Origin of the sequence: Chryseotalea sp. WA131a, assembly GCA_025370075.1 — a bacterium.
In the GTDB taxonomy this organism is placed as follows: domain Bacteria; phylum Bacteroidota; class Bacteroidia; order Cytophagales; family Cyclobacteriaceae; genus ELB16-189.
Genome location: CP073016.1, coordinates 2262554 through 2288567, shown reverse-complemented (window position 1 = coordinate 2288567; position 26014 = coordinate 2262554). Strand labels below are relative to the sequence as shown.

Sequence of the window (26014 nt, the reverse complement as noted above, 5' to 3'; positions counted from 1 at the left end):
GAAAGAAAGGATTTGCCACTGCGCGGCAACCAATTATAGAATTATTCATTTTAAACTAACTTATGAGACTTATAATAATTTCAGCTCTTTCATTCTTCCTTATTAATGCAAACGCACAAAGTAATATACTGAAAGTTAAAGGTAAGGTAATCTCAGAAAATGGAATGCCAGTCGCTTTTGTTAATATTGGAATCGTTAACAAAAATATAGGGACAGTTTCTAACGCTCAAGGGTTGTTTGCAATTGATATTTCAGGTTTTTATGCAAAAGAGCGAATCATGTTTTCCTGTATAGGGTATGAAACGAATGAATATGTTTTGGATTCTCTTATAAGCCAAATTGATAAAAACTCGGGTGTAATTAAGATGAAGGAAAAGATTTTAGTTTTGAAGGAGGTGGTTGTTAAAACTAAGAAAACAAAAATAGTTTTGGAAGGAAGTAGAACAGAGTCAACAAGATTAACAGCGGGATTTCCAAGTTACAAATATTTAGGTTCGGAAATTGGTATCGGGGTAAACGTTAAAGCTAGAGAAAACACTATCGCGAGTCTAGAGGAATTTAGTTTTTTCGTAGCATCTTCTGTTCCAGATGATACTATTATAATGCGTTTAAACATCTATAAACTAGACAACAAGAAATTGCCTGATGTTCCAATGTTGAGGGACAGAGTTATCTTATCAGTTCCCAACCGAAGAGGTTGGGTTAGGACTGATCTCACTGCTTATAAACTATACACAGAATCGGATTTTGTGATCACCTTGGAATGGATAGATTATAATTTAAAGAATTCTAAGATTAGATTCTCTTCTTCTTTTCCGTATACCGGAAAAATTTATTTTCGACTTGCGAGTCAAGGAAAGTGGTGGACTCCAAGAGGTGGGCCAATAGGTTTCAACGTTAAATTGTCATACTATCCTAAAGTATGACCAACCACCGCCTAAGATAATAGCGACCTGCTTTGCGAAGTTAGCAGGTGAATTTAGAAAACAGCGGGACGGTTTAGAAACCTCCCGACCTGTTTTGTGAATAGAGCATGCGTATTTAGTGTTCTCCCACCTGTCAAAAGAATTAGAGCATCTGTCAAAAGAATGTTAGCATACGTAAAAAGACTTGGAGCTTCTGTCAAAAGAATTGGAGCATATGTAAAAGGATTTGGAGCTTCTGTCAAAGGAATTGAAGCTTTTGTAAAAAGAAATGGAGCGTATGTAAAAGAGATTCTTGCAGGTTAAATGACGAAAGGACAGAATTTGAATAGGGTTCACCCGACAAATTGGCCGACCCTAGCGGCACACACGCCAAAGCCCGCACAATTCCACCCGCAAAACCAAAGCTTAGGCATAAGTGCCGCGCCCACCCACCAATACTTGACGGATTAGTAAGAGTAAACCGAAAGTTTGGGTTTGGTTGCCCCCTGCGCTCTTAGGGTTCACCGACAAATTAGGTTCGACATCACAACCTGCCGCGTGACGTGCCGACAACGCGGGACGCTAACCTTAAAACGAGGGACGAAAAAATGGCACTGTTGCTAACAAAAGCTAAATGCAATTGCGGGGTGACGTGTTGCCATTTGAGTGCAATCAACTAATTTAGCACAGCAACGTGGGACAAGGCGCAGTTTCAAAATCCCGCAACTGCATTTAGCTAAACGTTATGCGCAAGCCCCGCGAACGCGCAGGATTTTGAAACCGCAAAATGAAATTCATCCCGCGCCTTTGCTTATTTCTTTTGCAGCTTTTCAAATTGGTTCACCATTGCGTGGGGACGGTGACGAGGTCGGCAATTTTCTTCACCGCGCCACGCTTCACCGCTCCGGGACAGGGACGCAGGCGCACCCGGCACGTTGGACGGTTTTTCGTCCCCTGAACAGTTTCTGGGGCTGTTCGCATAACAAAAAGTTTATGCCAGCTGCGGGTGTGGTGCGGTTATTCGGTTTGTTTTTCTTAATTTAGCTCTGCCACGTGCGACAGGGACGCGCTCCGATGACCGCAGCCGTCACAAACTTGGCCGTTATGGGCAACTAGGTTTTTCCTTGTTGGACTTCACTTGGTTGAAAGTTTTTCGTTTGACGTTTACGTTCGCTCTTCGTTGACAGGACGAATGCAGCACGTTGTGGACGCGTTTGACGCAGGACGGCATGGTGCCGCACTTCGTTGAGCGTGACGTGGGAGTGCAGCCCATAACAATAAGTTTGCGCCAGGCGGGGCGGACGTGTGGCTTGCAAAGTTGGTGGTTATTTAGTTCTTTTAGCACGTGGGAGATGACGCAGGTGTTTACCTCCCGCCCTGACGCAAACTTTAGCGTTATGCGCAAGCCCCGCGAACGCGCAGGATTTTGAAACCGCAAAATGAAATTCATCCCGCGCCTTTGCTTATTTGTTTTGCAGCTTTTCAAATTGGTTCAGCATTGCGTGGGGACGGTGACGCGGTCGACAATTTCTTCACCGCGCCACGCTTCACCGCTCCGGGACAGGGACGTAGGCGCACCCGGCACGTTGGACGGTTTTTCGGCCCCTGAACAGTTTCTGGGGCTGTTCGCATAACAAAAAGTTTATGCCAGCTGCGGGGTTGGTGCGGTTATTCGGTTTGTTTTTCTTAATTTAGCTCTGCCACGTGCGACAGGGACGCGCTCCGAAGACCGCAGCCGTCATAAACTTGGCCGTTGGCAGCAAGCGGCCTAATGACACGACACTCTGGACAATGAAGAGAATTGAAAGAAAAAAACGACTGGACGAAATCGAAGTCGACATTGAGGACGTAGAAATTATAATGGGTGACGAATTTTCCAAACTTCATCTTTGTCTTGAGACGACTTTTTGCGGAGAATGCAGACCCCATAACACGACAATAGAGAATTACAAAATCTATCTAGACAAATTGGACGACTTAGTTTTCGTTGGAAAGTGTATAAAATGTAAGGGAACCGTTGTAAGAGTGGTTGAGACAGGTGAAACAAAGGACAAGGCGGAAATAGCGCGACACATTAAAATGATAAAGAAAGAATATGGGACAACGAAGAAGATTTGAGTAAGGCCGCCAGCTGCCAACAAAAGCTTGTGGCAAGCGGGCGGGACTGTGCGTCATTGAAGTGTGTAGCCCTTTATTTATCTTTATCACGTGGGACAGGGCGAAGGTTTTTATTTGCCCGCCTGCCACAAGCCAAACGTTGGGCGCAATTTCGAAGGACAATGAAGAAGCACTTAATATTTGTTCTAATTTTAATTTCATGCAGTGAGAGATCTTCGGAGACTACAGCGTACTTTCTAACAAAAAAGGCCGACAATTATCGTGATTCAAAATTTTATAAGGACTTTGATATTTTCTCCAGAAGGGGCGTTGGACAATTAGTTGGGGACACTTTAAATTTCCCATTCTTTCAAGTGAGAGATTTAAATGACTCGACTATTGCATTGACCCAATTCACGAGAGAGATTAAAATCGATCTTAAAATTCCCAAGGACAACCGGATAACTTACCAATTTCACGACATTGCTGACGGACCAAGGCATGTTTATACAAAAATCTTAGCCGATCGGATAATTTCATATGGTTATGACAACACATTGAAGGAACTCGAAAACGCTGAAATGGATAGTGTTTTTTTGCAAGACATTCTTCCATCCGTAATTGTCATTATGGAACGAGACACTACTAAAAGCTATTATTTTGGGCAATGTATTGATTTACCAGAGTTAGATGTTAACGACTTCAGAGTTTCGAAGAACGATATCGACAAATATTGGATTGAGCCTTTCACAGCGAAATTGAAATTAGGGTGTAAAGACAAAGTTTCCTTTTTTGATGAATCAGGAATTCAAAAGGAATATTTTGAAAATATCATCGAGGAGAAACTACACCCAAGAATTGTAGGTCAAAGGGAATTTCAATTTTGGCGACCATACTATGGAGTAGAGTACTGATGCGGGAACTGCGCCCAACAAAAGCTTGTGGCAAGCGGGAGGGTCTGTGCGTCATTGAAGTTTGTAGTTCTTTATTTATCTTTATCACGGTGGACAGGACGAAGGTTTTTATTTGCCCGCCTGCCACAAGCCAAACGTTAGGGGCGATTTGGGAATTAAGATCGTTCTTGAAAATGTGCAGGTGGCAACCCACCGCACGGCCGACCGCGCGGCCCGCAGGCCTCGCAGGAAAAAAAACTCATCAACGATCACGACTTCTGGCGTCCTCCGTTCATCCTGACGAAGCCACGGTCTAGTGCGCTCCTCCCGCACGTGGGAAGACGAGAAACCGCCCCTAACATTGTGTGGGCGCAAGTTGTGGGGTTTGCTGTTGGAAAGTTTGAATTTCTTTAGTTAATTTATTTCGTGGGAGGGATGTGAATGTTTTTATCAACCTGCGCCCACACGTAGCCGTTGGGCGTCATGCTTCGACAACAAAAATTGACAAATGACATTTGACCACTCGGACGCTTTATTACTTGAGTCAATCAAACTTTCCCAAAGCGATGACGATGGAGCGTCTTTGTTGGAAATTATTAAGTGGTTCGACTATATTAACCACGCAATAATCACATATCAAGAGTTTGTTTCTGGGACTGAAAAATTGAAAAGCTTAGGACTTGTAAGAGAGCAAAGCAAGAGGCTTTGGACGACTGACATCTTTGAATCTTGGTGGGCAAAAAAATATGGGACGAAAAGTCGTTTCGGACTACTAAAAGCAATGGAGGAAATTAAAAAATACTTGAACAGGGACTTTGGAAAACATCAGCAGAAATTGGACGATGGAGCGACCAACTTCACTAAAGATGATTTCGAGCAATCGAAAACTGAATACTTAAAGCGGGCTGACGAAGCTCTTAAGACTTTGGACAAACGACAGAAAAAGAGAAAGTGACTTAGGCACGAACGCCCAACAACAAGTTTGCGCAAGGCGGGGTGGACGTGTGGCTTGCAGGTTTCGTGTTTTTTTAGTTCATTTATCTTGCGGACAAGACGCAGGTTTTTACTTCCCGCCCTGCGCAAACTTTAGCGTTATGGCCAATTTGCGGGACAAGTGCGAACCCAGAATTTCGGTGACGACAAATTAGTAGGCGGCTTACTTCTGCTCGCTGACAATTCATAAACATTCCGCAGACTTTGCTTCAAATGACTGACGGAAATTTTAAAAAATCAAAGACGCCTTTTTCAACTCTTTTCTTGCGGACACTTTTGCTCGTTGACGACTCGTCTCGGAAACATTTGCAGCAATCGGACGACCCATTCTCGCGCGACAACTCTTAGCGACTCTTTCTGGCGGACGACCAAAACTCTTGCTCTGGACGACTTGCTCGCGAGACTTCTCGGTGGACAATGTTTTCTTTTGCGCGGTCGACATTAAAACCCTAAGCTCGGTTGCAAACTGGCCATAACACAGGCTTGCAGAAAAGCGGGCGGACTGTGCGTTAGGAAAGTTCATTGCGTTTCATTTATTTTATCACGTTGGAGAAGGCGCAGGTTTTTAATTGCCCGCGTTCTGCAAGCCCAACCGTTATGGCCAATTTGCGGGACGAGGGTGCGTCCCCAATTTCGCTGACGACTAATTAGTAGACGACTTACTTCTGCTCGTTGACAATTCATAAACATTACGCGGACTTTTCTTCAAACGACTGACCGGAAATTTAAAAATCAAAGCCGCACTTGTTTAAACTTTTTTCTTTGTGGACTTTTTTTGCTCGTTAACGACTCGACTCGGAAAAATTTGCAATCGGACGACACGTTCGCGCGCGACAACTCTTAACGACACTTTCTGGCGGACGACCAAATTCTTTCGCTAGACGACTTGTTCGAAAACTTATCGGTGGATATTTTTCCTTTTGCACGGTCGACACTAAAACCTTCAGCTCGGTTGCAAACTGGCCATAACACAGGCTTGCAGAAAAGCGGGCGGACTGTGCGTTAGGAAAGTTCAGTGCGTTTCATTTATTTTATCTCGTGGGAGAAGGCGTAGGTTTTTAATTGCCCGCCTTCTGCAAGCCTAAACGTTATGGCCAATTTGCGGGACGAGTGCTACTCCATAATTTCGGTGACGACAAATTAATAGACGGCTGACTTTCTGCTCGCTGACAATTCATCGACATTGCGCGGACTTTGCTTCAACCGACTGACGGAAAATTTAAAAAACCAAAGACGCCTTTTTAAACTTTTTCTTTGGTGACACTTTTGCTCGTTGACGACCCGTCTCGGAAACATTTGCAATCGGACGACCCACTCTCGCGCGACAACTCTTAACGACACTTTCTGGCGGAAGACCTAATTCTTTCGCTGGACGACTCGCAAAACTTATCGGTGGACATTTTTCGTTTTGCCCGGTCAACACTAGAACCTTAAGCTCGGTTGCAAACTGGCCATAACACAGGCTTGCAGAAAAGCGGGCGGAGTGTGCGTTAGGAAAGTTCAGTGCGTTTCATTTATTTTATCACGTGGGAGAAGGCGCAGGTTTTTAATTGCCCGCCTTCTGCAAGCCTAACCGTTATGCACAATACCGTGGACGTCCCTTGATATTGACAGTGTTACTATTCAACTATTCTTGCCGACAATGCATCATCTGAAGGTCACCTAAACCTTGGAGAATGAGATTGACGTTTCTTGTATTACTTGCGACATTGCTTTTTATCACTTGCGCTCTTTCACAGCGGACGGATAAAAAGGTAAAGAGAACTGAGCAGAGAAGTTTTTTAATGCTACAGAAAAAGAATAAGAACAAGAACGTATTTTATGAAAAAGGCGATATTATTTCTTTTCAAGTAAAGGGACGGAGATTAAAAATTACTGGACAAATCATTGATTTCAAAGACAGTGTTATCGTATTTCAAGGCTACGAGGTTAAAGTTTCTGAAATCAAATGCCTTTACATTGACGAAAAGACAAAATGGTGGTTAAGATATAAAATTGCTCAACTATCATTTATAACTGGGACGGGTTATCTGGCGTTGGACATCATCAATACGGGAAAATTAAACCGGAACACAATGGCGGTGAGCGGATCTATTGTTGGCGTTGGACTTCTTGCAAAATTGTTGATAAGCAATAAGATAAAGATCAGGGGACGGACTAAACTACGAGTATTGATTTTGTGACGAAGAATAGTTTAGGGATTGGTACTGTGCATAACAAAAGCTTATTGCAAGCGGGCGGGACTGTGCGTCATTGAAGTTTGTAGTTCTTTATTTATCTTTATCTCGTTGGACAGGGCGCAGGTTTTAATTGCCCGCCAGCAATAAGCTAAACGTTGGTGGCAAGTGTATCAGAACCGTCCCCAAACAAACTGACAGACAAAAAAAAAGTGAACAATTTATACAACCAAACAGGCGTAAACGGAATACAAAAAAGGTTGGACAATCTTCAATCAAATGCCGAAAGACAGTGGGGGAAAATGGACGTGGCTCAAATGTTAGCTCACGTAAATATTTCACTTGAAACAGCAATGGGACTAAACTTTCCCAAAAGAATGTTTATTGGAAAAATCATAGGCGGATTTCTAAAAAAGAAATTTTTAAATGGAAACATTTTGACCATCATTTAAGACAATTTGGAGCATAAAAACAAGAAAAATGTACATAATATCACTGACATATAAAACAACAATTGACGAAGTTGAAAAGCATATTGAAGAGCATATTAACTTTTTAGAAAAATATTATGCACTTGACAAATTTGTATTTTCTGGGCGTAAAAATCCAAGAACTGGCGGAATTATTTTGGCAAACAACATTTCAGACATTGAGGTTCAGGAAATTATCAAAGAAGACCCATTCTATAAAAATCAAATAGCTGACTATGAAATTACAGAATTTACACCAACAAAGTACGACCAAAGATTTAAACCATTCATAACCGAATAAAACACCTGCCACCAACATCGGTTTGGCAATATGGCGGCTGAAGTGCTTCTATGAAACATTTGTACAAGATTCAACGGTAGTAATTCTATTGAACTTTTGTGCTAAAAATCCGCCACATCGCCAAGCCGAGAACCGTTGTGTGCCATGCATTAATCAAGATTTGACCATGAAAGTATCGACCGACAATTTGAACGTTTTATTTCTCCAGATACACAAAGTAATTGAGGAGACAGCCGACAACGTAGCGACCAGTTTGACAAACCATTCAGCTGCGGACTCAATAAGCTATCCACCGAATGGCGGACTGACTGAATTGGAAATTGAATCTCTAAACACAATCAAGTCAGACGACAATCTAAAAAGCGGACTTAGGAAAGTTATAGCCGACTCATGCGCATTTGTCGTATTCGACTTACTATCAAACATTGACGGTGTTAGCGACCCGGAGACCGACTTTAAAAAATGGAAGGGGATAAAACTTGTAGACAACTCGGACGATATTGAGGCACCAGACGACTTAATGCTTCACGACAAATTGTACGACAGCTATTGGGACTGGAGAAAAAGACGAGAGAATAAAAAATGGAAACTCGACAATCATGTGGACTAAATGCACGGCACACAACAATAGCTTGCGGCAAGTGGGCGGGACTGTGCGTCATTGAAATTTGTAGTTCTTTATTTATCTTGGCGTGTGGGACAAAGCGCAGGTATTAAGTTGCCCACCTTCCGCAAGCCAAACGTTATGCACAATACCGTAGACGTCCCTTGATATTGACAGTGTTACTATTCAACTATTCTTGCCGACAATGCATCATCTGAAGGTCACCTAAACCTTGGAGAATGAGATTGACGTTTCTTGTATTACTTGCGACATTGCTTTTTAGCACTTGCGCTCTTTCACAGCGGACGGATAAAAAGGTAAAGAGAACTGAGCAGAGAAGTTTTTTAATGCTACAGAAAACGAATAAGAACAAGAACGTATTTTATGAAAAAGGCGATGTTATTTCTTTTCAAGTAAAGGGACGGAGATTAAAAATTACTGGACAAATTATTGATTTCAAAGACAGTGTTATCGTATTTCAAGGCTACGAGGTTAAAGTTTCTGAAATCAAATGCCTTTACATTGACGAAAAGACAAAATGGTGGTTAAGATATAAAATTGCTCAACTATCATTTATAACTGGGACGGGTTATCTGGCGTTGGACATCATCAATACGGGAAAATTAAACCGGAACACAATGGCGGTGAGCGGATCTATAATTGGCGTTGGACTTCTTGCAAAATTGTTGATAAGCAATAAGATAAAGATCAGGGGACGGACTAAACTACGAGTATTGATTTTGTGACGAAGAATAGTTTAGGGATTGGTACTGTGCATAACAAAAGCTTATTGCAAGCGGGCGGGACAGTACGTCATTGAAGTTTGTAGTTCTTTATTTATCTTTATCTCGTTGGACAGGGCGCAGGTTTTAATTGCCCGCCAGCAATAAGCTAAACGTTAGGGGCGATTTGGGAATTAAGATCGTTCTTGAAAATGTGCAGGTGGCAACCCACCGCACGGCCGACCGCGCGGCCCGCAGGCCTCGCAGGAAAAAAACTCATCAACGATCACGACTTCTGGCGTCCTCCGTTCATCCTGACGAAGCCACGGTCTAGTGCGCTCCTCCCGCACGTGGGAAGACGAGAAACCGCCCCTAACATTGTGTGGGCGCAAGTTGTGGGGTTTGCTGTTGGAAAGTTTGAATTTATTTAGTTAATTTATTTCGTGGGAGGGGTGTGAATGTTTTTATCAACCTGCGCCCACACGTAGCCGTTGGCAGCAACGCAATCCGCCTCGGCCGACAGCGCGCGGACGGATTAGCTCACGTGGACGAGACCGCAGGTTCTTGAAAGTGTTTGCTTCTACAATTCTATCGCACGACAATTTTTGACGGTTGACACATCGCCTTGACAGGTTTTTTGCCAGCGACAGGTCGACAGGAAATTATTCGACTTGGACAATTTTCCCGAGACTACATTTTTTATCAGTCAACTTTTTTGACGGACGGTTTTGACAACTTATTTGCCAGCGGACGGCTTGCATTCGACAAAATATCTTCAGCCGACAGTTTTTTCTTCAGCGACATGGCGACAATGAGTTTTACGTTTCGAGAAATTCTTTGACCGTAGACGGTTTGACGGTCGAAAAAATATTCTCAGGTGACAATGCTCGACTGAATTTATTACTTGGCATTTGACCAATTTTAGGTGGACGTTTTTCATGGACGTTTTTGTCGCCACCGAGATGGAAAAGCCTTTGAGATTTGCTCGACTGTTTGACGAACGAAAATGCGCTGCTGCCAACAATGTGCTTATGCCAGTCGGGGGTTTTGTGGGTCATCAACTTTCGGTGCTTTCTATTTATATTTGTGCTGTCGGACAGGGCGCAGGTGTTTAACCCCCGCCCGGCATAAGCACTCACGTTGCCGGCAATTACCTCGGACAGGTTTGTGACTAATTAACGGGGACAGGATTATGGACTCAATAACGACTCAACTATGACAAAGATTAAAGGCGTTACTATTGAGTTTAACTGCCCTGAGACATTGGACAGCAAACTTCACTGCGACAAATGTTCTCATGCTGTTATAGATTTTACCAACAAGACGGATAAGGAATTAAAGGAAGAAATTAAGAAATCGAAAGGACCGATTTGCGGACTATTCAAAAAATCACAACTCAGCGACCAATTTTTAAAATATGCGGCTGCGACATTTATCGCAACATCGTTGACAGTTCCGACACTTGGACAAGAAGTAATAAAAGGGGACTCATTACTGAAAGCGTGTGAAAAAATAGAGACTGAAAATGAAGAAGAAGTATTTTTGGGAATAATTGTTGAGACTCAGGCTGAACCAATAGGTGGTTATAAAAAATTCTTTGAGGCAATTGCAAGTAAAATGAACTACCCAAGCGGACTTAAGGAAAAAGGAAAATCGTTCGTTGAGTTTACTATTGACTCCGTTGGACAAATGAAAGACGTGAGATTGATAAAAGGGTTCAACGAGTTAGCTGACAAGGAAGCAGTTCGGGTTCTTTCGACATTGAACTATCCATTCAATCCTGGACGACAAAGAGGTAAACCCGTTAAAACAAGATTGGTTATACCAATAACGTTTGACCCAAAAAGTGGTGAGAAGAGGTAACAGCCGGCAACAAAATGTTTCTGCAATGGTGCCGTGACGTGTAAGCTATAAGTTTTTATCTTCGTTCAACGTTTCGTTTCGTGGGACAGGACGCGGCTTCGATAAGGCACCACTGCAGAAACACAAACGTTAGTGGCAAGCGGCTTAAAGAAAATTCCCCTATGAAAAATTACGACTTACTTGACTCGTTGACAAAAGAAAATGTTATTCAGACAGTTCACCGACTCGGAGAATCAAAACTGACACCGACTTCACATTTACATTCTCTGCACGGGGACAAAAAAATAATTGAAGCTGCGAGAGAATATACCAAGGGCTATTCTGACAGAGCAAGATTACGTCCAGCACTTGGACTAATTGAAGTTGTATTAGCAGCTAATAGAAGTTACAATTTACATGTAAAGCCGCACATTGAGAGAATAGAAAAGACGACTGACTTAAATACCTTTGACCAGCTAACCGACTTGATAAAAGAATTGGAGAGAGACGAATTTTATAAATTCTGGGGACACAAAAACGAAAAGAAATTTGACGTGTTAAACTCAATTCTTGGAACGGTGACAATCCTGAGAAAAAGATACCCGACTTCAAAAGACGACTTTGACTTAATGACAAATTGGGCAAAAAACGTTGACCTAAAAAATTACGAGAGCGACATTATTGGACAAATCAAGAATGTAGCAATAGCGACAATGCAACATTTGAGAATGACTTTTGGACACGACACCGTAAAGCCTGACCAAAGAGTAAAAGAAGTTTTGGAGAAAGAATTCTCTCAACCAAAATTGAACAACGTGGACACAGTTTTAGCGGTTGAACAGATTGCAAGAATATCAGGACTGCAGACTCTTGAACTTGACCAAGTGTTTGTTAACTATGGAGCTGGTTATTATAACAGGACTGAAGGAAAGTATGTGGACTAAGCCGCCAGCCACTAACAATATATTTGCGCCAGGCGGGTTTGACGTGTAGTTCAAAGTTTTGTTATCTTTATTCCGTTCGCTGCTGGGGACAGGACGCAGTTTCAAATTCCCGCCCGATCGCAAATATTCACGTTATGCGCAAGCCCCGCGAACGCGCAGGATTTTGAGACCGCAAAACAAAATTCATCCCGCGCCTTTGCTTATTTGTTTTGCAGCTTTTCAAATTGGTTCAGCATTGCGTGGGGACGGTGACGCGGTCGGCAATTTCTTCACCGCGCCACGCTTCACCGCTCCGGGACAGGGACGCAGGCGCACCCGTCACGTTGGACGGTTTTTCGGTCTCTGAACAGTTTCTGGGGCTGTTCGCATAACAAAAAGTTTATGCCAGCTGCGGGGGCGGTGCGGTTATTCGGTTTGTTTTTCTTAATTTAGCTCTGCCACGTGCGACAGGGATGCGCTCCGAAGACCGCAGCCGTCATAAACTTGGCCGTTATGCGCAAGCCCCGCGAACGCGCAGGATTTTGAGACCGCAAAACAAAATTCACCCCTCGCCTTTGTTTATTTGTTTTGCAGCTTTTCAAATTGGTTCAGCATTGCGTGGGGACGGTGACGCGGTCGACAATTTCTTCACCGCGCCACGCTTCACCGCTCCGGGACAGGGACGCAGGCGCACCCGCCACGTTGGACGGTTTTTCGTCCCCTGAACAGTTTCTGGGGCTGTTCGCATAACAAAAAGTTTATGCCAGCTGCGGGGTCGTTGCGGTTATTCGGTTTGTTTTTCTTAATTTAGCCCTGCCACGTGCGACAGGGACGCGCTCCGAAGACCGCAGCCGTCACAAACTTAGCCGTTGGCGGCAACTGGCGCGCACAGCAAAAAGAGAGCGTTAAACTGAAAGAATTAGCTTCGTGACGTAAAATTGAAAGGGTTAACAACCATTTGACAATAATGTGTGTCTAACGACAAAAAAGAAATAATGAAAAGATTACGTGTATTCTTCATATTCGCAACCATAGGATTTACACTATTAATCTCATGTGAAAAAGATGAACCGAAATCAAAAATTAGATTATGCGCAGACAATGGAAATTTCTACTATTCGGGAGGAGGGAAAATATATCTTGGAAAACAATCATTGTCCGAGATTTATATTGTGTTTAAACAAGAAGAAGTAACAAAAGGGTTAGCAGATTCTATATTGAGTAAATATCCCTTCATAACCAATAGCACCAAAGCAGGTAACAATAACTACCATGAAATTTGGGGAAGAATCAATGAAACCTTGACTGACTGCACTCAAGTCAATGATTACTTAAAAGAATTAAACAAAGACGATGAAATATTTTCAGCTACCCCAATATTTTACACAAATGAGAACGACCCAAATTCATATTTTGTTGTTTTAAGTGAAGTTCTAACAAAGCATGACGAGAATATTGTTTCGGAATCTGACTTTAAAGATTATGCCGAGACAAAGAATCTGGAATTGATTAATGCAAAGTATTCTACTCAATATTTTAAAGTTAAAAATGTTGCGACAGGTTTTGAGTCTATAGAAATCGCTCAACAAATTTATGAAAGTGGACAAGCAGAATATTCTCACCCAAATTTTATAGTAAAGATTGAACTGCATTAAATGGCTTTGCGGACATATCTCAACATGTAAGTAAATTCAATTTCGCAGACAGACAAGAAATATTTCGAGAAAAACTTCGTTACAAGTTTATTCACAGTGGACAAGTTTCGACTTCGTAGACGATGTTGAAAATCAATGCCAGCAGCCGCCAACAAAATGTTTCTTCAATGGTGCGGTGAAGTGTCATCCAAAGTTTATATCTTCGTTCATCGTTTTGTGTCGGGGACAGGACGCGGCTTCGGAAGCGCACCACTGAAGAAACACAAACGTTATGCGCAAGCCCCGCGAACGCGCAGGATCTTGAGACCGCAAAACAAAATTCATCCCGCGCCTTTGCTTATTTCTTTTGCAGCTTTTCAAATTGGTTCACCATTGCGTGGGGACGGTGACGCGGTCGACAATTTCTTCACCGCGCCACGCCTCACCGCTCCGGGACAGGGACGTAGGCGCACCCGCCACGTTGGACGGTTTTTCGGCCCCTGAACAGTTTCTGGGGCTGTTCGCATAACAAAAAGTTTATGCCAGCTGCGGGGTTGGTGCGGTTATTCGGTTTGTTTTACGTAATTTAGCTCTGCCACGTGCGACAGGGACGAGCTCCGAGAACCGCAGCCGTCACAAACTTGGCCGTTAGGGGCGATTTGGGAATTAAGATCGTTCTTGAAAATGTGCAGGTGGCAACCCACCGCACGGCCGACCGCGCGGCCCGCAGGCCTCGCAGGAAAAAAACTCATCAACGATCACGACTTCTGGCGTCCTCCGTTCATCCTGACGAAGCCACGGTCTAGTGCGCTCCTCCCGCACGTGGGAAGACGAGAAACCGCCCCTAACATTGTGTGGGCGCAAGTTGTGGGGTTTGCTGTTGGAAAGTTTGAATTTATTTAGTTAATTTATTTCGTGGGAGGGGTGTGAATGTTTTTATCAACCTGCGCCCACACGTAGCCGTTAGGGGCGATTTGGGAATTAAGATCGTTCTTGAAAATGTGCAGGTGGCAACCCATCGCACGGCCGACCGCGCGGCCCGCAGGCCTCGCAGGAAAAAAAACTCATCAACGATCACGACTTCTGGCGTCCTCCGTTCATCCTGACGAAGCCACGGTCTAGTGCGCTCCTCCCGCACGTGGGAAGACGAGAAACCGCCCCTAACATTGTGTGGGCGCAAGTTGTGGGGTTTGCTGTTGGAAAGTTTGAATTTATTTAGTTAATTTATTTCGTGGGAGGGGTGTGAATGTTTTTATCAACCTGCGCCCACACGTAGCCGTTGGGCGTCATGCATAAATGAGATGAGAGCAAGAATAATAAGTGAAGTATATTGGGTGCTTGGGACAGTAATTTTGACAGGAGCTATTGGACTATGGATTTTCGGTGACCAAATACTTGACTCGACACCTGTTGACATCCAACTTCACGACACCTATTACGTTTTTCCTAAAACCATCTTGCTGACAGTGATTTTTATTGGCCTGTTGACTACGACATATTTAACGAGAGGAATCTATTTCAAACTGAATAACAAAATCATAAATGGAATCCTGACTATTTTACTTTTAATAATCCTCTTGGGACAGATTATGTATCTGGACTGGGTGAATGGACTTGAGAGTCAGTTGAGAGTTTTGTATTCGAGAGAAATGGACAAAGGAATTCAGGCTAACGCTTTATCCGGCTTTAAAGTAACTAAGGGGACACTGTGGTCTTTAATAATAATTACCGGGACAATCTTGGCGACAACTGGATACAAGACATTTAGAACAAAAAGAGCGGACTAATGCACGAACGCCCAACAATATATTTGCGCCAGGCGGGGTTGACGTGTAATTCAAAGTTTTGTTATCTTTATTTCATTCGGTGCTGGGGACAAGGCGCAGTTTCAAATCCCCGCCCGATCGCAAATATTTACGTTATGGGCAACTTGTTTTGTTCTCGTGGGACTTTAGCTCGTTGACAGTTTTTCGTTTGACGTTTAAGTGTGCACTCCGTTGACAGGGGAAGACAGCACGTTGTTGAGCGTTTGACGCAGGACAACATCGGGACGAACTTCGTGGAACATGACGTAGGACAGCAGCCCATAACATTAAGTTTGCGCCAGGCGGGGCTGACGTGTGGCTTGTAAGTTTCGTGGTTATTTGGTTTATTTATCACGTGGGAGATGACGCAGGTGTCAACTTCCCGCCCTGACGCAAACTTTAGCGTTATGCACAATGCCGCGGGACAGAGTAGTGGCCTCCCGCATTGGCACATTTGCTTGCCGCTCATTCCAGCGCGACACCAAAGCAAGCAAAAGAGCCAATCTTTGCCACGCTCGATTGGACAATTGGGACGACCAGATTACGTTTTATAGACACTCATCAATAAACCTGCCATGATTGCTAATAATATCAAAATTGTTTTTCGTCAGCTGACAAGAAACAAATCATTCTCACTTATAAATCTTATTGGATTAATTACAGGACTAACAGTTTGTTTATTTATCACTCAATTTGTTTGGTTCGAGTACAGCTTTGAACAATTTAATAAGAATGCGGACAGAACATACCGTGTAAATCTCTACAATACCTCTAATGGCGTTTTTGAAGAAATTTCAAAGGGAACGGTATCGGGACTGGCTTATGCTATTAAACAAACACTTCCGGATATTGAGGCAGTTGGGCGACTTAGTTCAAAAGAAGGAGCCGTTGTGTCTAACCCTATTGAGAAGATAAGAAATTTCGAGAGTCGTATTGTCTTTGCTGACCCCTCAATTGTTGACGTTTTGGCAATCAATGTTCTTTCTGGTGATAATCTCAAAGTTCTCAAAACTGCTCAATCCATTATTATATCGAAGTCCATCGCAAGTAAATATTTTGGCAACGCTGATGCTGTCGGCAAATCTCTTGAGATTGGTTTCCCTGGTGCTAATATTGAAATGCGGCTATATGTTGTAGATGGCGTTTTTGAAGATATCCCAGCAAACGCTAATCAGCAGTTTGACATTGTATTGCCACCTAAAAACGAACAAGAATGGAATGAGAACTGGGCTTGGAGCAACGTAACTACATATCTGCGCTTGAATCCCAATTCTAGTCCTGAACGCCTAAGGGAAGGACTGGCAAAAATTGTAAAACAATATCATCAAGACGATACTGGCGACAAGTATTTATTAGAGCCCATTGGTGACATCCGCTTGCACGCTTTGGATGGAAGTGGCAAAGCAACAATGGTAAATTTCTTTCTTGGATTAGGTTTGGTTGTTTTGATGTTGGCATGGTTCAACTACATAAGCCTTTCTACTGCTAGACTTTTGGAAAGCATGAAGGAGGTGGGCATTCGTAAACTTATCGGAGCCAGTAGGAAGCAACTGATTTTCCGATTCCTTACTGAATCATTTGTCTTTAATACAATTTCGTTTTTGTGTGCGATTTTGTTGTTCGTGATTGTTTGGCCACTGGCAGCGACTTACTTCAAGATACCATCTTCCGAATTAATTCTAGAGATACCGCAGGTTTACTTGTTTCTATTGGCCGCATTGGTAGCTGGAGTTGTGATGTCAGGGCTGTACCCAGCTATTTTTCTTTCGTCATTTAAACCGCTTCAATCTATAAAGGGAAAACTCAACGAATTCACTGAACGCTCAACACTAAGAAAAGTGTTGGTAGTAACTCAACTCACCGTATCGTTAATACTGATTACAGCAATTTTTGCTATTCAAAAGCAAATTGACTTTATCCGGAGTCAAAGTCTCGGAATCTCATTGGAGCAAACTTTAATTATAGATTCGCCCGTACTAACGGATGCAACAACGGTCAATAAATACGAGCCGTTTAAAAACGAAGTTCTTCGATTACCCTCGGTGAATGGCGTTACATATGCCTCAAGTTTTCCCGGGTCTGAAATTGATTGGCATAGAGCTGATATTACATTGAATGAGGAGAATGCTCCTTACCGTTATAGTAGTCGTATAGTAAGCATAGGGACTGAGTTTCTGGGCGTTTTTAATTTGGCGTTGTTGACTGGGCGAAACTTCAATCCAGACCTTGAAAGCGATAGGAAAGCAATGTTGATTAATGAAGAGGCTACCAAAATGTTTGGATTTAAGGGAGTAGAAGATGCTATAGGAAAAATTATCTTTATTGGAAGCAGACGATTTGAAGTCATCGGAGTAATAAAAAATTATCACGTTAGATCGCTACAGCATCAGCTTCAGCCTCTATTATATATGCAGGGTTATCCCAAAAATCCAGCTTATGCGATCAAACTTGCTGGTCAGAATTTTACAAGTACAATCTCAACTATTGAAAAACAATGGAGAGAAACTTATCCGGACAACATATTCAGTTATTATTTCTTAGATGAAAAATTTGACATGCAGTACACAACGGTCAAGCAAATTGGAATGATAGTAGGCGTATTAACATTTCTGGCTGTTGTTGTTTCATTTTTGGGTTTGTTCGGATTGTCATTGTATACCGTTAACCGTAAAACCAAAGAGATTGGAATAAGAAAGGTACTTGGAGCCTCTTCATTTAGTATTGTTTCACTTCTATCAAAAGACTATGTCAAGTTGGTAATAATTGGATGTGCCATTGGACTTCCTGTAGGCTATGAAATGATTAAAAAATGGCTGCAGACATATGCGTATCAAATGCCTATAAATGCATCACTGTTTTTAGTTCCAGTTTTGATCCTTGTACTGCTGACGACTCTGACAATAAGTGTAAAGACAGTAAAATCTGCAAGCACAAATCCGATCGACAGTTTGAGATATGAATAGAAAACGTGGACTAGGTTTCGTGGCCCACCACACCAATGCCAGTGCCACACATGCCAACACGCAACCAAAGCACTGGCATCCGTGTGGTTAAGTAACGGTCGACTGCGGCACATGTGCATAACAATGTATTTGCGTCAAGCGGGGTTGACGCGTAATCCAACGTTTTCGTATCTTTAATGCGTTCGTTGTCGGGGACAAGGCGTGGCTTCGGAAGCCCCGCTCGAACGCAAATACTCACGTTATGCGCAAGCCCCGCGAACGCGCAGGATTTTGAGACCGCAAAACAAAATTCATCCCGCGCCTTTGCTTATTTGTTTTGCAGCTTTTCAAATTGGTTCACCATTGCGTGGGGACGGTGACGCGGTCGACAATTTCTTCACCGCGCCACGCTTCACCGCTCCGGGACAGGGACGCAGGCGCACCCGCCACGTTGGACGGTTTTTCGGCCCCTGAATAGTTTCTGGGGCTGTTCGCATAACAAAAAGTTTATGCCAGCTGCGGGGTCGTTGCGGTTATTCGGTTTGTTTTTCTTAATTTAGCTCTGCCATGTGCGACAGGGACGCGCTCCGAAGACCGCAGCCGTCACAAACTTAGCCGTTGGGCTATATTGCGAGTGCGAATTTCAGAGATCGCCTTTTACAAAGTTCTGTTTTCCCTATTTATTTACAAAGTCGCTGAAGGCACGTTGGAAGAAAGACGTTAGGATTTCTTTTCAAGTCTTTGCGGTGAGACCGTGAAAGTTCGCACTTTCAAACGGGTGACCCCGCTTTCAAAGACTTGGGGACGAAGTTAATCGTTTGGTTTGACAGTATCCAGATGTCAAACGATTACAAACGTTTAATTACGGCTAACGTGCCGAAGTGTGCCGTGTTAAAAGGGGGTAAATAACAGGGAAATGAACTTCGGCAGTCCAAGTAACGTGCGCATAATTTTCTTTTATACGCAATGACTTGGCCATAAAAGGCGAACTCGAAATTGCAACACCGCCCAACATAGGGTTGCCGAAAGTGGGGCTAAGTGCGTTAGGAAAACGTTCCTCTTTCTATTAATTTTATCTTATGGGGAAAGAGCGAAGTTTTTAATCCCACCTTCGGCAACCCTCATCGTTATGCGCAAGCCCCGCGAACGCGCAGGATTTTGAAACCGCAAAATGAAATTCATCCCGCGCCTTTGCTTATTTCTTTTGCAGCTTTTCAAATTGGTTCAGCATTGCGTGGGGACGGTGACGCGGTCGACAATTTCTTCACCGCGCCACGCTTCACCGCTCCGGGACAGGGACGCAGGCGCACCAGCCACGTTGGACGGTTTTTCGGCCTCTGAACAGTTTCTGGGGCTGTTCGCATAACAAAAAGTTTATGCCAGCTGCGGGTGCGGTGCGGTTATTCGGTTTGTTTTTCTTAATTTAGCTCGGCCACGTGCGACAGGGACGCGCTCCGAAGACCGCAGCCGTCACAAACTTAGCCGTTAGGGGCGATTTGGGAATTAAGATCGTTCTTGAAAATGTGCAGGTGGCAACCCACCGCACGGCCGACCGCGCGGCCCGCAGGCCTCGCAGGAAAAAAAACTCATCAACGATCACGACTTCTGGCGTCCTCCGTTCATCCTGACGAAGCCACGGTCTAGTGCGCTCCTCCCGCACGTGGGAAGACGAGAAACCGCCCCTAACATTGTGTGGGCGCAAGTTGTGGGGTTTGCTGTTGGAAAGTTTGAATTTATTTAGTTAATTTATTTCGTGGGAGGGGTGTGAATGTTTTTATCAACCTGCGCCCACACGTAGCCGTTATGGCCAATTTGCGGGACGAGTGCTCCTCCAGAATTTCGCTGACGACTAATTTGTAGCCGACTGACTTCTGCTCGCTGACAATTTATAGACATTGCGCGGACTTTCCTTCAAACGACTGACAGAAGATTTAAAAAATCAAGGACACGCTTTTTTAAGACGTTTTCCTTGGGAGACTTTTGCTCGTTGACGACTCGTCTCGGAAACATTTGCAATGGGATGACCGATTCTCGCGCGACAACTCTTAACGATACTTTCTGGCGGACGACCAAAACTCTTGCGCTGGACGACTTGCTCGCGAGACTTTCTCGGTTGACATTTTTTCTTTTGCTCGGTCGACATTAAAACCTGAGCTCGGTTGCAAACTGGCCATAACACAGGCTTGCAGAAAAGCGGGCGGAGTGTGCGTTAGGAAAGTTCAGTGCGTTTCATTTATTTTATCACGTGGGAGAAGGCGTAGGTTTTAATTGCCCGCCTTCTGCAAGCCAAATCGTTATGCGCAAGCCCCGCGAACGCGCAGGATTTTGAATCTGCAAAACAAAATTCATCCCGCGCCTTTGCTTACTTGTTTTGCAGCTTTTCAAATTGGTTCATCATTGCGTGGGGACGGTGACGCGGTCGACAATTTCTTCACCACGCCACGCTTCACCGCTCCGGGACAGGGACGCAGGCGCACCCGGCACGTTGGACGGTTTTTCGGCCCCTAAAAAGTTTCTGGGGCTGTTCGCATAACAAAAAGTTTATGCCAGCTGCGGGTCGGTGCGGTTATTCGGTTTGTTTTTCTTAATTTAGCTCTGCCACGTGCGACAGGGACGCGCTCCGAAAACCGCAGCCGTCACAAACTTGGCCGTTGGGCTATATTGCGAGTGCGAATTTCAGAGATCGCCTTTTACAAAGTTCTGTTTTCCCTATTTATTTACAAAGTCGCTGAAGGCACGTTGGAAGAAAGACGTTAGGATTTCTTTTCAAGTCTTTGCGGTGAGACCGTGAAAGTTCGCACTTTCAAACGGGTGACCCCGCTTTCAAAGACTTGGGGACGAAGTTAATCGTTTGGTTTGACAGTATCCAGATGTCAAACGATTACAAACGTTTAATTACGGCTAACGTGCCGAAGTGTGCCGTGTTAAAAGGGGGTAAATAACAGGGAAATGAACTTCGGCAGTCCAAGTAACGTGCGCATAATTTTCTTTTATACGCAATGACTTGGCCATAAAAGGCGAACTCGAAATTGCAACACCGCCCAACATAGGGTTGCCGAAAGTGGGGCTTAGTGCGTTAGGAAAACGTTCCTCTTTCTATTAATTTTATCTTATGGGGAAAGAGCGAAGTTTTTAATCCCACCTTCGGCAACCCTCATCGTTAGGGGCGATTTGGGAATTAAGATCGTTCTTGAAAATGTGCAGGTGGCAACCCACCGCACGGCCGACCGCGCGGCCCGCAGGCCTCGCAGGAAAAAAACTCATCAACGATCACGACTTCTGGCGTCCTCCGTTCATCCTGACGAAGCCACGGTCTAGTGCGCTCCTCCCGCACGTGGGAAGACGAGAAACCGCCCCTAACATTGTGTGGGCGCAAGTTGTGGGGTTTGCTGTTGGAAAGTTTGAATTTATTTAGTTAATTTATTTCGTGGGAGGGGTGTGAATGTTTTTATCAACCTGCGCCCACACGTAGCCGTTAGGGGCGATTTGGGAATTAAGATCGTTCTTGAAAATGTGCAGGTGGCAACCCACCGCACGGCCGACCGCGCGGCCCGCAGGCCTCGCAGGAAAAAAAACTCATCAACGATCACGACTTCTGGCGTCCTCCGTTCATCCTGACGAAGCCACGGTCTAGTGCGCTCCTCCCGCACGTGGGAAGACGAGAAACCGCCCCTAACATTGTGTGGGCGCAAGTTGTGGGGTTTGCTGTTGGAAAGTTTGAATTTCTTTAGTTAATTTATTTCGTGGGAGGGATGTGAATGTTTTTATCAACCTGCGCCCACACGTAGCCGTTGTGGGCAACTTGCCAATTGAGACATGAACCAGATAACAACTATTCTTTTTATTCTATTTATCGGGACAGAGAACCCCGAAATTATTCAATTGACTAAAGACAATAAATTCAAACTTGACGGCTTCAACGTTCAGGACAGTTATGTACTCAACCAAAAGGAGAGATTTGTAATAGCAAACCAACTGACAACTGACAACGCTAAGATTGAAGGTCTTAAACTTCTTTATATTGAAGAGAACAAGATTAAATTCAAATCTGAAGACGTTGGAGAGAGTTATATTTATAGACCAATATTTTACAAGTTCAAGGACGACAGAATAATAATTGTGTGCGAACTTGGATTTGAGTATTCAACAGGAGTTGACGTATTTGAGTATAACAAAGGACAAATTACCAAGCTGGGTTGCATTGACATTGCAAGCAACGTGGACGACAACAATCCTGCGAGCATTGTTCCTAACATGACAATTGAATTTATGTATGGTGACCAGTACAATTTTAAATTTAAAGGGAGAGTATTTATAAATCCAGGGGGCAAAGACGAAACGAAAATTGAAGGAGAAAAGCTAAAAGGAATTTACATAAGGGACACTCGAAAGATTTCCCTAATGATAAAAAGTAAGTGAGGCAAGCAGCCCACAACAATGTATTTGCGTCAAGCGGGGTTGACGCGTAATCCAACGTTTTCGTATCTTTAATGCGTTCGGTGTCGGGGACAAGGCGTGGCTTCGGAAGCCCCGCTCGAACGCAAATACTCACGTTATGCGCAAGCCCCGCGAACGCGCAGGATTTTGAGACCGCAAAGCAAAATTCATCCCGCGCCTTTGCTTATTGGTTTTGCAGCTTTTCAAATTGGTTCAGCATTGCGTGGGGACGGTGCCGCAGTCGACAATTTCTTCACCGCGCCACGCTTCACCGCTCCGGGACAGTGACGTAGGCGCACCCGCCACGTTGGACGGTTTTTCGGTCCCTGAACAGTTTCTGGGGCTGTTCGCATAACAAAAAGTTTATGCCAGCTGCGGGTGCGGTGCGGTTATTCGGTTTGTTTTCCTTAATTTAGCTCTGCCACGTGCGACAGGGACGCGCTCCGAAGACCGCAGCCGTCACAAACTTAGCCGTTATGCGCAAGCCCCGCGAACGCGCAGGATTTTGAAACCGCAAAATGAAATTCATCCCGCGCCTCTGCTTATAGGTTTTGCAGCTTTTCAAATTGGTTCAGCATTGCGTGGGGACGGTGACGCGGTCGACAATTTCTTCACTGCGCCACGCTTCACCGCTCCGGGACAGGGACGCAGGCGCACCCGCCACGGTGGACGGTTTTTCGTCCCCTGAACAGTTTCTGGGGCTGTTCGCATAACAAAAAGTTTATGCCAGCTGCGGGTGCGGTTCGGTTATTAGGTTTGTTTTTCTTAATTTAGCTCTGCCACGTGCGACAGGGACGCGCTCCTAAGACCGCAGCCGTCACAAACTTGGCCGTTAGGGGCGATTTGGGAATTAAGATCGTTCTTGAAAATGTGCAGGTGGCAACCCACCGCACGGCCGACCGCGCGGCCCGCAGGCCTCGCAGGAAAAAAAACTCATCAACGATCACGACTTCTGGCGTCCTCCGTTCATCCTGACGAAGCCACGGTCTAGTGCGCTCCTCCCGCACGTGGGAAGACGAGAAACCGCCCCTAACATTGTGTGGGCGCAAGTTGTGGGGTTTGCTGTTGGAAAGTTTGAATTTCTTTAGTTAATTTATTTCGTGGGAGGGATGTGAATGTTTTTATCAACCTGCGCCCACACGTAGCCGTTATGCGCAAGCCCCGCGAACGCGCAGGATTTTGAGACCGCAAAGCAAAATTCATCCCGCGCCTTTGCTTACTTGTTTTGCAGCTTTTCAAATTGGTTCACCATTGCGTGGGGACGGTGACGCGGTCGACAATTTCTTCACCGCGCCACGCTTCACTGCTCCGGGACAGGGACGTAGGCGCACCCGGCACGTTGGACGGTTTTTCGGCCCTTGAAAAGTTTCTGGGGCTGTTCGCATAACAAAAAGTTTATGCCAGCTGCGGGGTGGTTGTGGTTATTCGGTTTGTTTTTCTTAATTTAGCTCGGCCACGTGCGACAGGGACACGCTCAGAAAACCGCAGCCGTCATAAACTTAGTCGTTATGCCACATTGTAGGACAGACCAATGTTATGAAATTCGGTAAGACAATAAAAATTTTCCTCATAGACGGAGATCCAAACGGGCGAATGAGTTGCGAGCTTTCCAACTGGACGGGAAAAGCATATAAGATTCCAAGAATAAAAATCAAAGACTGCTCTGACCGTAGCGACTTGACAAGTACAGGAGTTTATCTTTTATTCGGAAAGGACGATGAAGGAAAAGACGAAGTTTATATTGGTGAGGCCGAATCTGTCCTAAAAAGACTTAATCAACAATTAACTCAAAAAGACTTTTGGAATGAGGCAATTGTTTTTGTAAGCGAAGACGGGAATTTAAATAAAGCGCATATAAAATATCTCGAAAATCGGCTCCACGACATTGCTAAGCTTGCTAACCGCTACACAATTGACAATTCAATTATTCCGACACAATCTGCAATTTCCGAACCTGATAGAGCAGAAATGGAAGAGTATATTGAAAACATAAAAATGCTTGTAAACACACTGGGACATAAAGTATTTGACGACAAACGAGAAATCAAACTAAAGCAAAAGCAAGAAGCATTTCTGATTAAAGCTGCTCGCGGTGCGGACGCTCAAGGTGAACCTACCTCAGACGGTTTTGTTGTTTTTAAGGGTTCAAAGGCTTCATCGACAACAGTTCCATCAATGACTCAATCCTTTATTAAACTTAGACAGCAACTAATTGATAAAGGAATTCTAAAACAAAACACTGACGACTTGGAATTTACAGAAGACTATATTTTCACAAGTCCATCATTAGGTGCGGCAATTGTAATGGGACGTAATGCTAACGGACTTGAAGAATGGAAGTTGAAAAGCGGACAAACACTTAAGGGTTTTGAAACAAACGACAAAAACAACGTGGCATAACAATATATTTGCGCCAGGCGGGGTTGACGTGTAGTTCAAAGTTTTGTTATCTTTATTCCATTCGGTGCTGGGGACAGGACGCAGTTACAAATTCCCGCCCGATCGCAAATATTTACGTTGGCAGCAAGGCAACCAAAGACGAGAAAGTTATCAAATGACGGACAACAAATTAGAAATTGACTCGCGGACAAATGAGAGAATAGAATACCGCATCCCAAACGGTTTGATTATAAAGAAAAGTGAAGACCCGACAACGAGAGACCTTACAGTTTATGATTTAATAGCACATTACGTTGGACTTCGTTACATTGGACAAGACATTTACGTAAATGAAGCCGGGGACAAATATATAAGGACAAAGTACGGGTTTGAATCAGCCATTCGTTATAACCAAAATATTAGAATATCAGAATCTGACAGACTTATAGACGAACTTCAGTACAAACTAAAAATCGCCAACGAAAAGTCCGACAAGTATTCAGAGATAATAAAAGTTTTGGAAGCAAAAAGTAAAGAGCAAAAGGAGAAACTAAAAAAATTGACCCTACCTTTTCAAGATGACAACGAATCATTGAGACAAGAAATCAAATCGTTGAAGCGAGAATTGACTGAGTTTAAACAGGTAAATGAATCAGTGATTGGTAAATTGAATAAATTGGTAAAACAAGCAAACGAAAGGACTTCGACAGTGGACGAAGATAAAAGTGAGTTGGACTGGTCAGCATACAAAGACTTGCTTGACGACAATGACGAATGATTGTTGCCGTTTATAAAGTTCGGAGCAGGTTGCCCAGCTGCCAACAAAATGCTTCTGCAATAGCGCGGTGACGTGTAAGCTATAAGTGTTATCTTCGTTCAACGTTTGGTTT

Annotated in this window: 20 protein-coding genes and 1 pseudogene; 19 read left to right on the top strand and 2 right to left on the bottom strand. The window is 44.0% G+C overall.

The features are described from left to right. Positions 1 to 62: 62 nt before the first annotated feature. From KA713_10235 to KA713_10210, 6 genes are all read left to right on the top strand, one after another. Positions 63 to 926: a carboxypeptidase-like regulatory domain-containing protein gene (locus tag KA713_10235; protein UXE68925.1), complete on the top strand. Its 864-nt coding sequence runs from the start codon at positions 63 to 65 to the stop codon at positions 924 to 926. A 162-nt stretch (positions 927 to 1088) separates the two neighbouring features. After that, on the top strand, positions 1089 to 1229 hold the full coding sequence (locus tag KA713_10230) for a hypothetical protein (GenBank protein ID UXE68924.1): 141 nt from the start codon (positions 1089 to 1091) through the stop codon (positions 1227 to 1229). Positions 1230 to 1679: 450 nt separating this feature from the next. Beyond that, on the top strand, positions 1680 to 1949 hold the full coding sequence (locus KA713_10225) for a hypothetical protein (protein ID UXE68923.1): 270 nt from the start codon (positions 1680 to 1682) through the stop codon (positions 1947 to 1949). Between the two features lie 747 nt (positions 1950 to 2696). Further along, a complete protein-coding gene (locus KA713_10220; GenBank protein ID UXE68922.1) occupies positions 2697 to 3023 on the top strand; it encodes a hypothetical protein in 327 nt (108 codons plus the stop codon). Between the two features lie 161 nt (positions 3024 to 3184). Then, a complete protein-coding gene (locus tag KA713_10215) occupies positions 3185 to 3916 on the top strand; it encodes a hypothetical protein (GenBank protein UXE68921.1) in 732 nt (243 codons plus the stop codon). A gap of 487 nt (positions 3917 to 4403) precedes the next feature. Beyond that, positions 4404 to 4850, top strand: a complete 447-nt coding sequence (locus tag KA713_10210; protein UXE68920.1) for a hypothetical protein — start codon at positions 4404 to 4406, stop codon at positions 4848 to 4850. Positions 4851 to 5117: 267 nt separating this feature from the next. On the opposite strand, the gene KA713_10205 is transcribed toward KA713_10210, so the two are convergent. Beyond that, positions 5118 to 5411 carry a hypothetical protein gene (locus KA713_10205; protein ID UXE68919.1) on the bottom strand — a complete coding sequence of 98 codons (294 nt, stop codon included), beginning with the start codon at positions 5409 to 5411 and terminating at the stop codon, positions 5118 to 5120. A gap of 1261 nt (positions 5412 to 6672) precedes the next feature. On the opposite strand from KA713_10205, the gene KA713_10200 reads away from it, so the two are divergent. The 5 genes and pseudogenes from KA713_10200 to KA713_10180 all read left to right on the top strand — a co-directional run bounded on the left by KA713_10200 (position 6673) and on the right by KA713_10180 (position 9186). Next, positions 6673 to 7071 (top strand): hypothetical protein, encoded by a 399-nt coding sequence (locus tag KA713_10200; GenBank protein UXE68918.1) that lies wholly within the window; start codon positions 6673 to 6675, stop codon positions 7069 to 7071. Positions 7072 to 7277: 206 nt separating this feature from the next. Continuing rightward, positions 7278 to 7534: pseudogene (locus KA713_10195) on the top strand (hypothetical protein). Between the two features lie 11 nt (positions 7535 to 7545). Then, positions 7546 to 7836: a GTP cyclohydrolase gene (locus tag KA713_10190; protein UXE68917.1), complete on the top strand. Its 291-nt coding sequence runs from the start codon at positions 7546 to 7548 to the stop codon at positions 7834 to 7836. A gap of 166 nt (positions 7837 to 8002) precedes the next feature. Beyond that, on the top strand, positions 8003 to 8446 hold the full coding sequence (locus KA713_10185; GenBank protein ID UXE68916.1) for a hypothetical protein: 444 nt from the start codon (positions 8003 to 8005) through the stop codon (positions 8444 to 8446). 341 nt (positions 8447 to 8787) lie between these two features. Beyond that, positions 8788 to 9186 (top strand): hypothetical protein, encoded by a 399-nt coding sequence (locus KA713_10180; protein UXE68915.1) that lies wholly within the window; start codon positions 8788 to 8790, stop codon positions 9184 to 9186. Between the two features lie 794 nt (positions 9187 to 9980). Here KA713_10180 and KA713_10175 read toward each other — a convergent pair. After that, the gene (locus tag KA713_10175) at positions 9981 to 10220 is read right to left on the bottom strand and encodes a hypothetical protein (protein UXE68914.1); all 240 of its coding nucleotides are present in this window, start codon (positions 10218 to 10220) and stop codon (positions 9981 to 9983) included. Positions 10221 to 10377: 157 nt separating this feature from the next. Here KA713_10175 and KA713_10170 point away from each other — a divergent pair, with 157 nt between their 5' ends. The 8 genes from KA713_10170 (at position 10378) to KA713_10135 (ending at position 25902) form a co-directional block, all read left to right on the top strand. Beyond that, complete coding sequence (locus KA713_10170) at positions 10378 to 11025, top strand: energy transducer TonB (protein UXE68913.1); 648 nt, start codon at positions 10378 to 10380, stop codon at positions 11023 to 11025. A 161-nt stretch (positions 11026 to 11186) separates the two neighbouring features. Beyond that, positions 11187 to 11948: a hypothetical protein gene (locus KA713_10165; GenBank protein ID UXE68912.1), complete on the top strand. Its 762-nt coding sequence runs from the start codon at positions 11187 to 11189 to the stop codon at positions 11946 to 11948. A 950-nt stretch (positions 11949 to 12898) separates the two neighbouring features. Further along, positions 12899 to 13582 carry a hypothetical protein gene (locus KA713_10160; protein ID UXE68911.1) on the top strand — a complete coding sequence of 228 codons (684 nt, stop codon included), beginning with the start codon at positions 12899 to 12901 and terminating at the stop codon, positions 13580 to 13582. Between the two features lie 1280 nt (positions 13583 to 14862). Beyond that, on the top strand, positions 14863 to 15348 hold the full coding sequence (locus tag KA713_10155) for a hypothetical protein (GenBank protein ID UXE68910.1): 486 nt from the start codon (positions 14863 to 14865) through the stop codon (positions 15346 to 15348). 593 nt (positions 15349 to 15941) lie between these two features. Next, the gene (locus KA713_10150; protein ID UXE68909.1) at positions 15942 to 18329 is read left to right on the top strand and encodes an ABC transporter permease; all 2388 of its coding nucleotides are present in this window, start codon (positions 15942 to 15944) and stop codon (positions 18327 to 18329) included. A 3795-nt stretch (positions 18330 to 22124) separates the two neighbouring features. After that, entirely contained in the window at positions 22125 to 22727 is a 603-nt protein-coding gene (locus KA713_10145; GenBank protein UXE68908.1) for a hypothetical protein, read from the top strand. Positions 22728 to 24281: 1554 nt separating this feature from the next. Beyond that, on the top strand, positions 24282 to 25145 hold the full coding sequence (locus KA713_10140) for a GIY-YIG nuclease family protein (protein UXE68907.1): 864 nt from the start codon (positions 24282 to 24284) through the stop codon (positions 25143 to 25145). A gap of 154 nt (positions 25146 to 25299) precedes the next feature. Next, positions 25300 to 25902, top strand: a complete 603-nt coding sequence (locus tag KA713_10135; GenBank protein UXE68906.1) for a hypothetical protein — start codon at positions 25300 to 25302, stop codon at positions 25900 to 25902. The last annotated feature ends 112 nt before the right edge of the window (positions 25903 to 26014 follow it).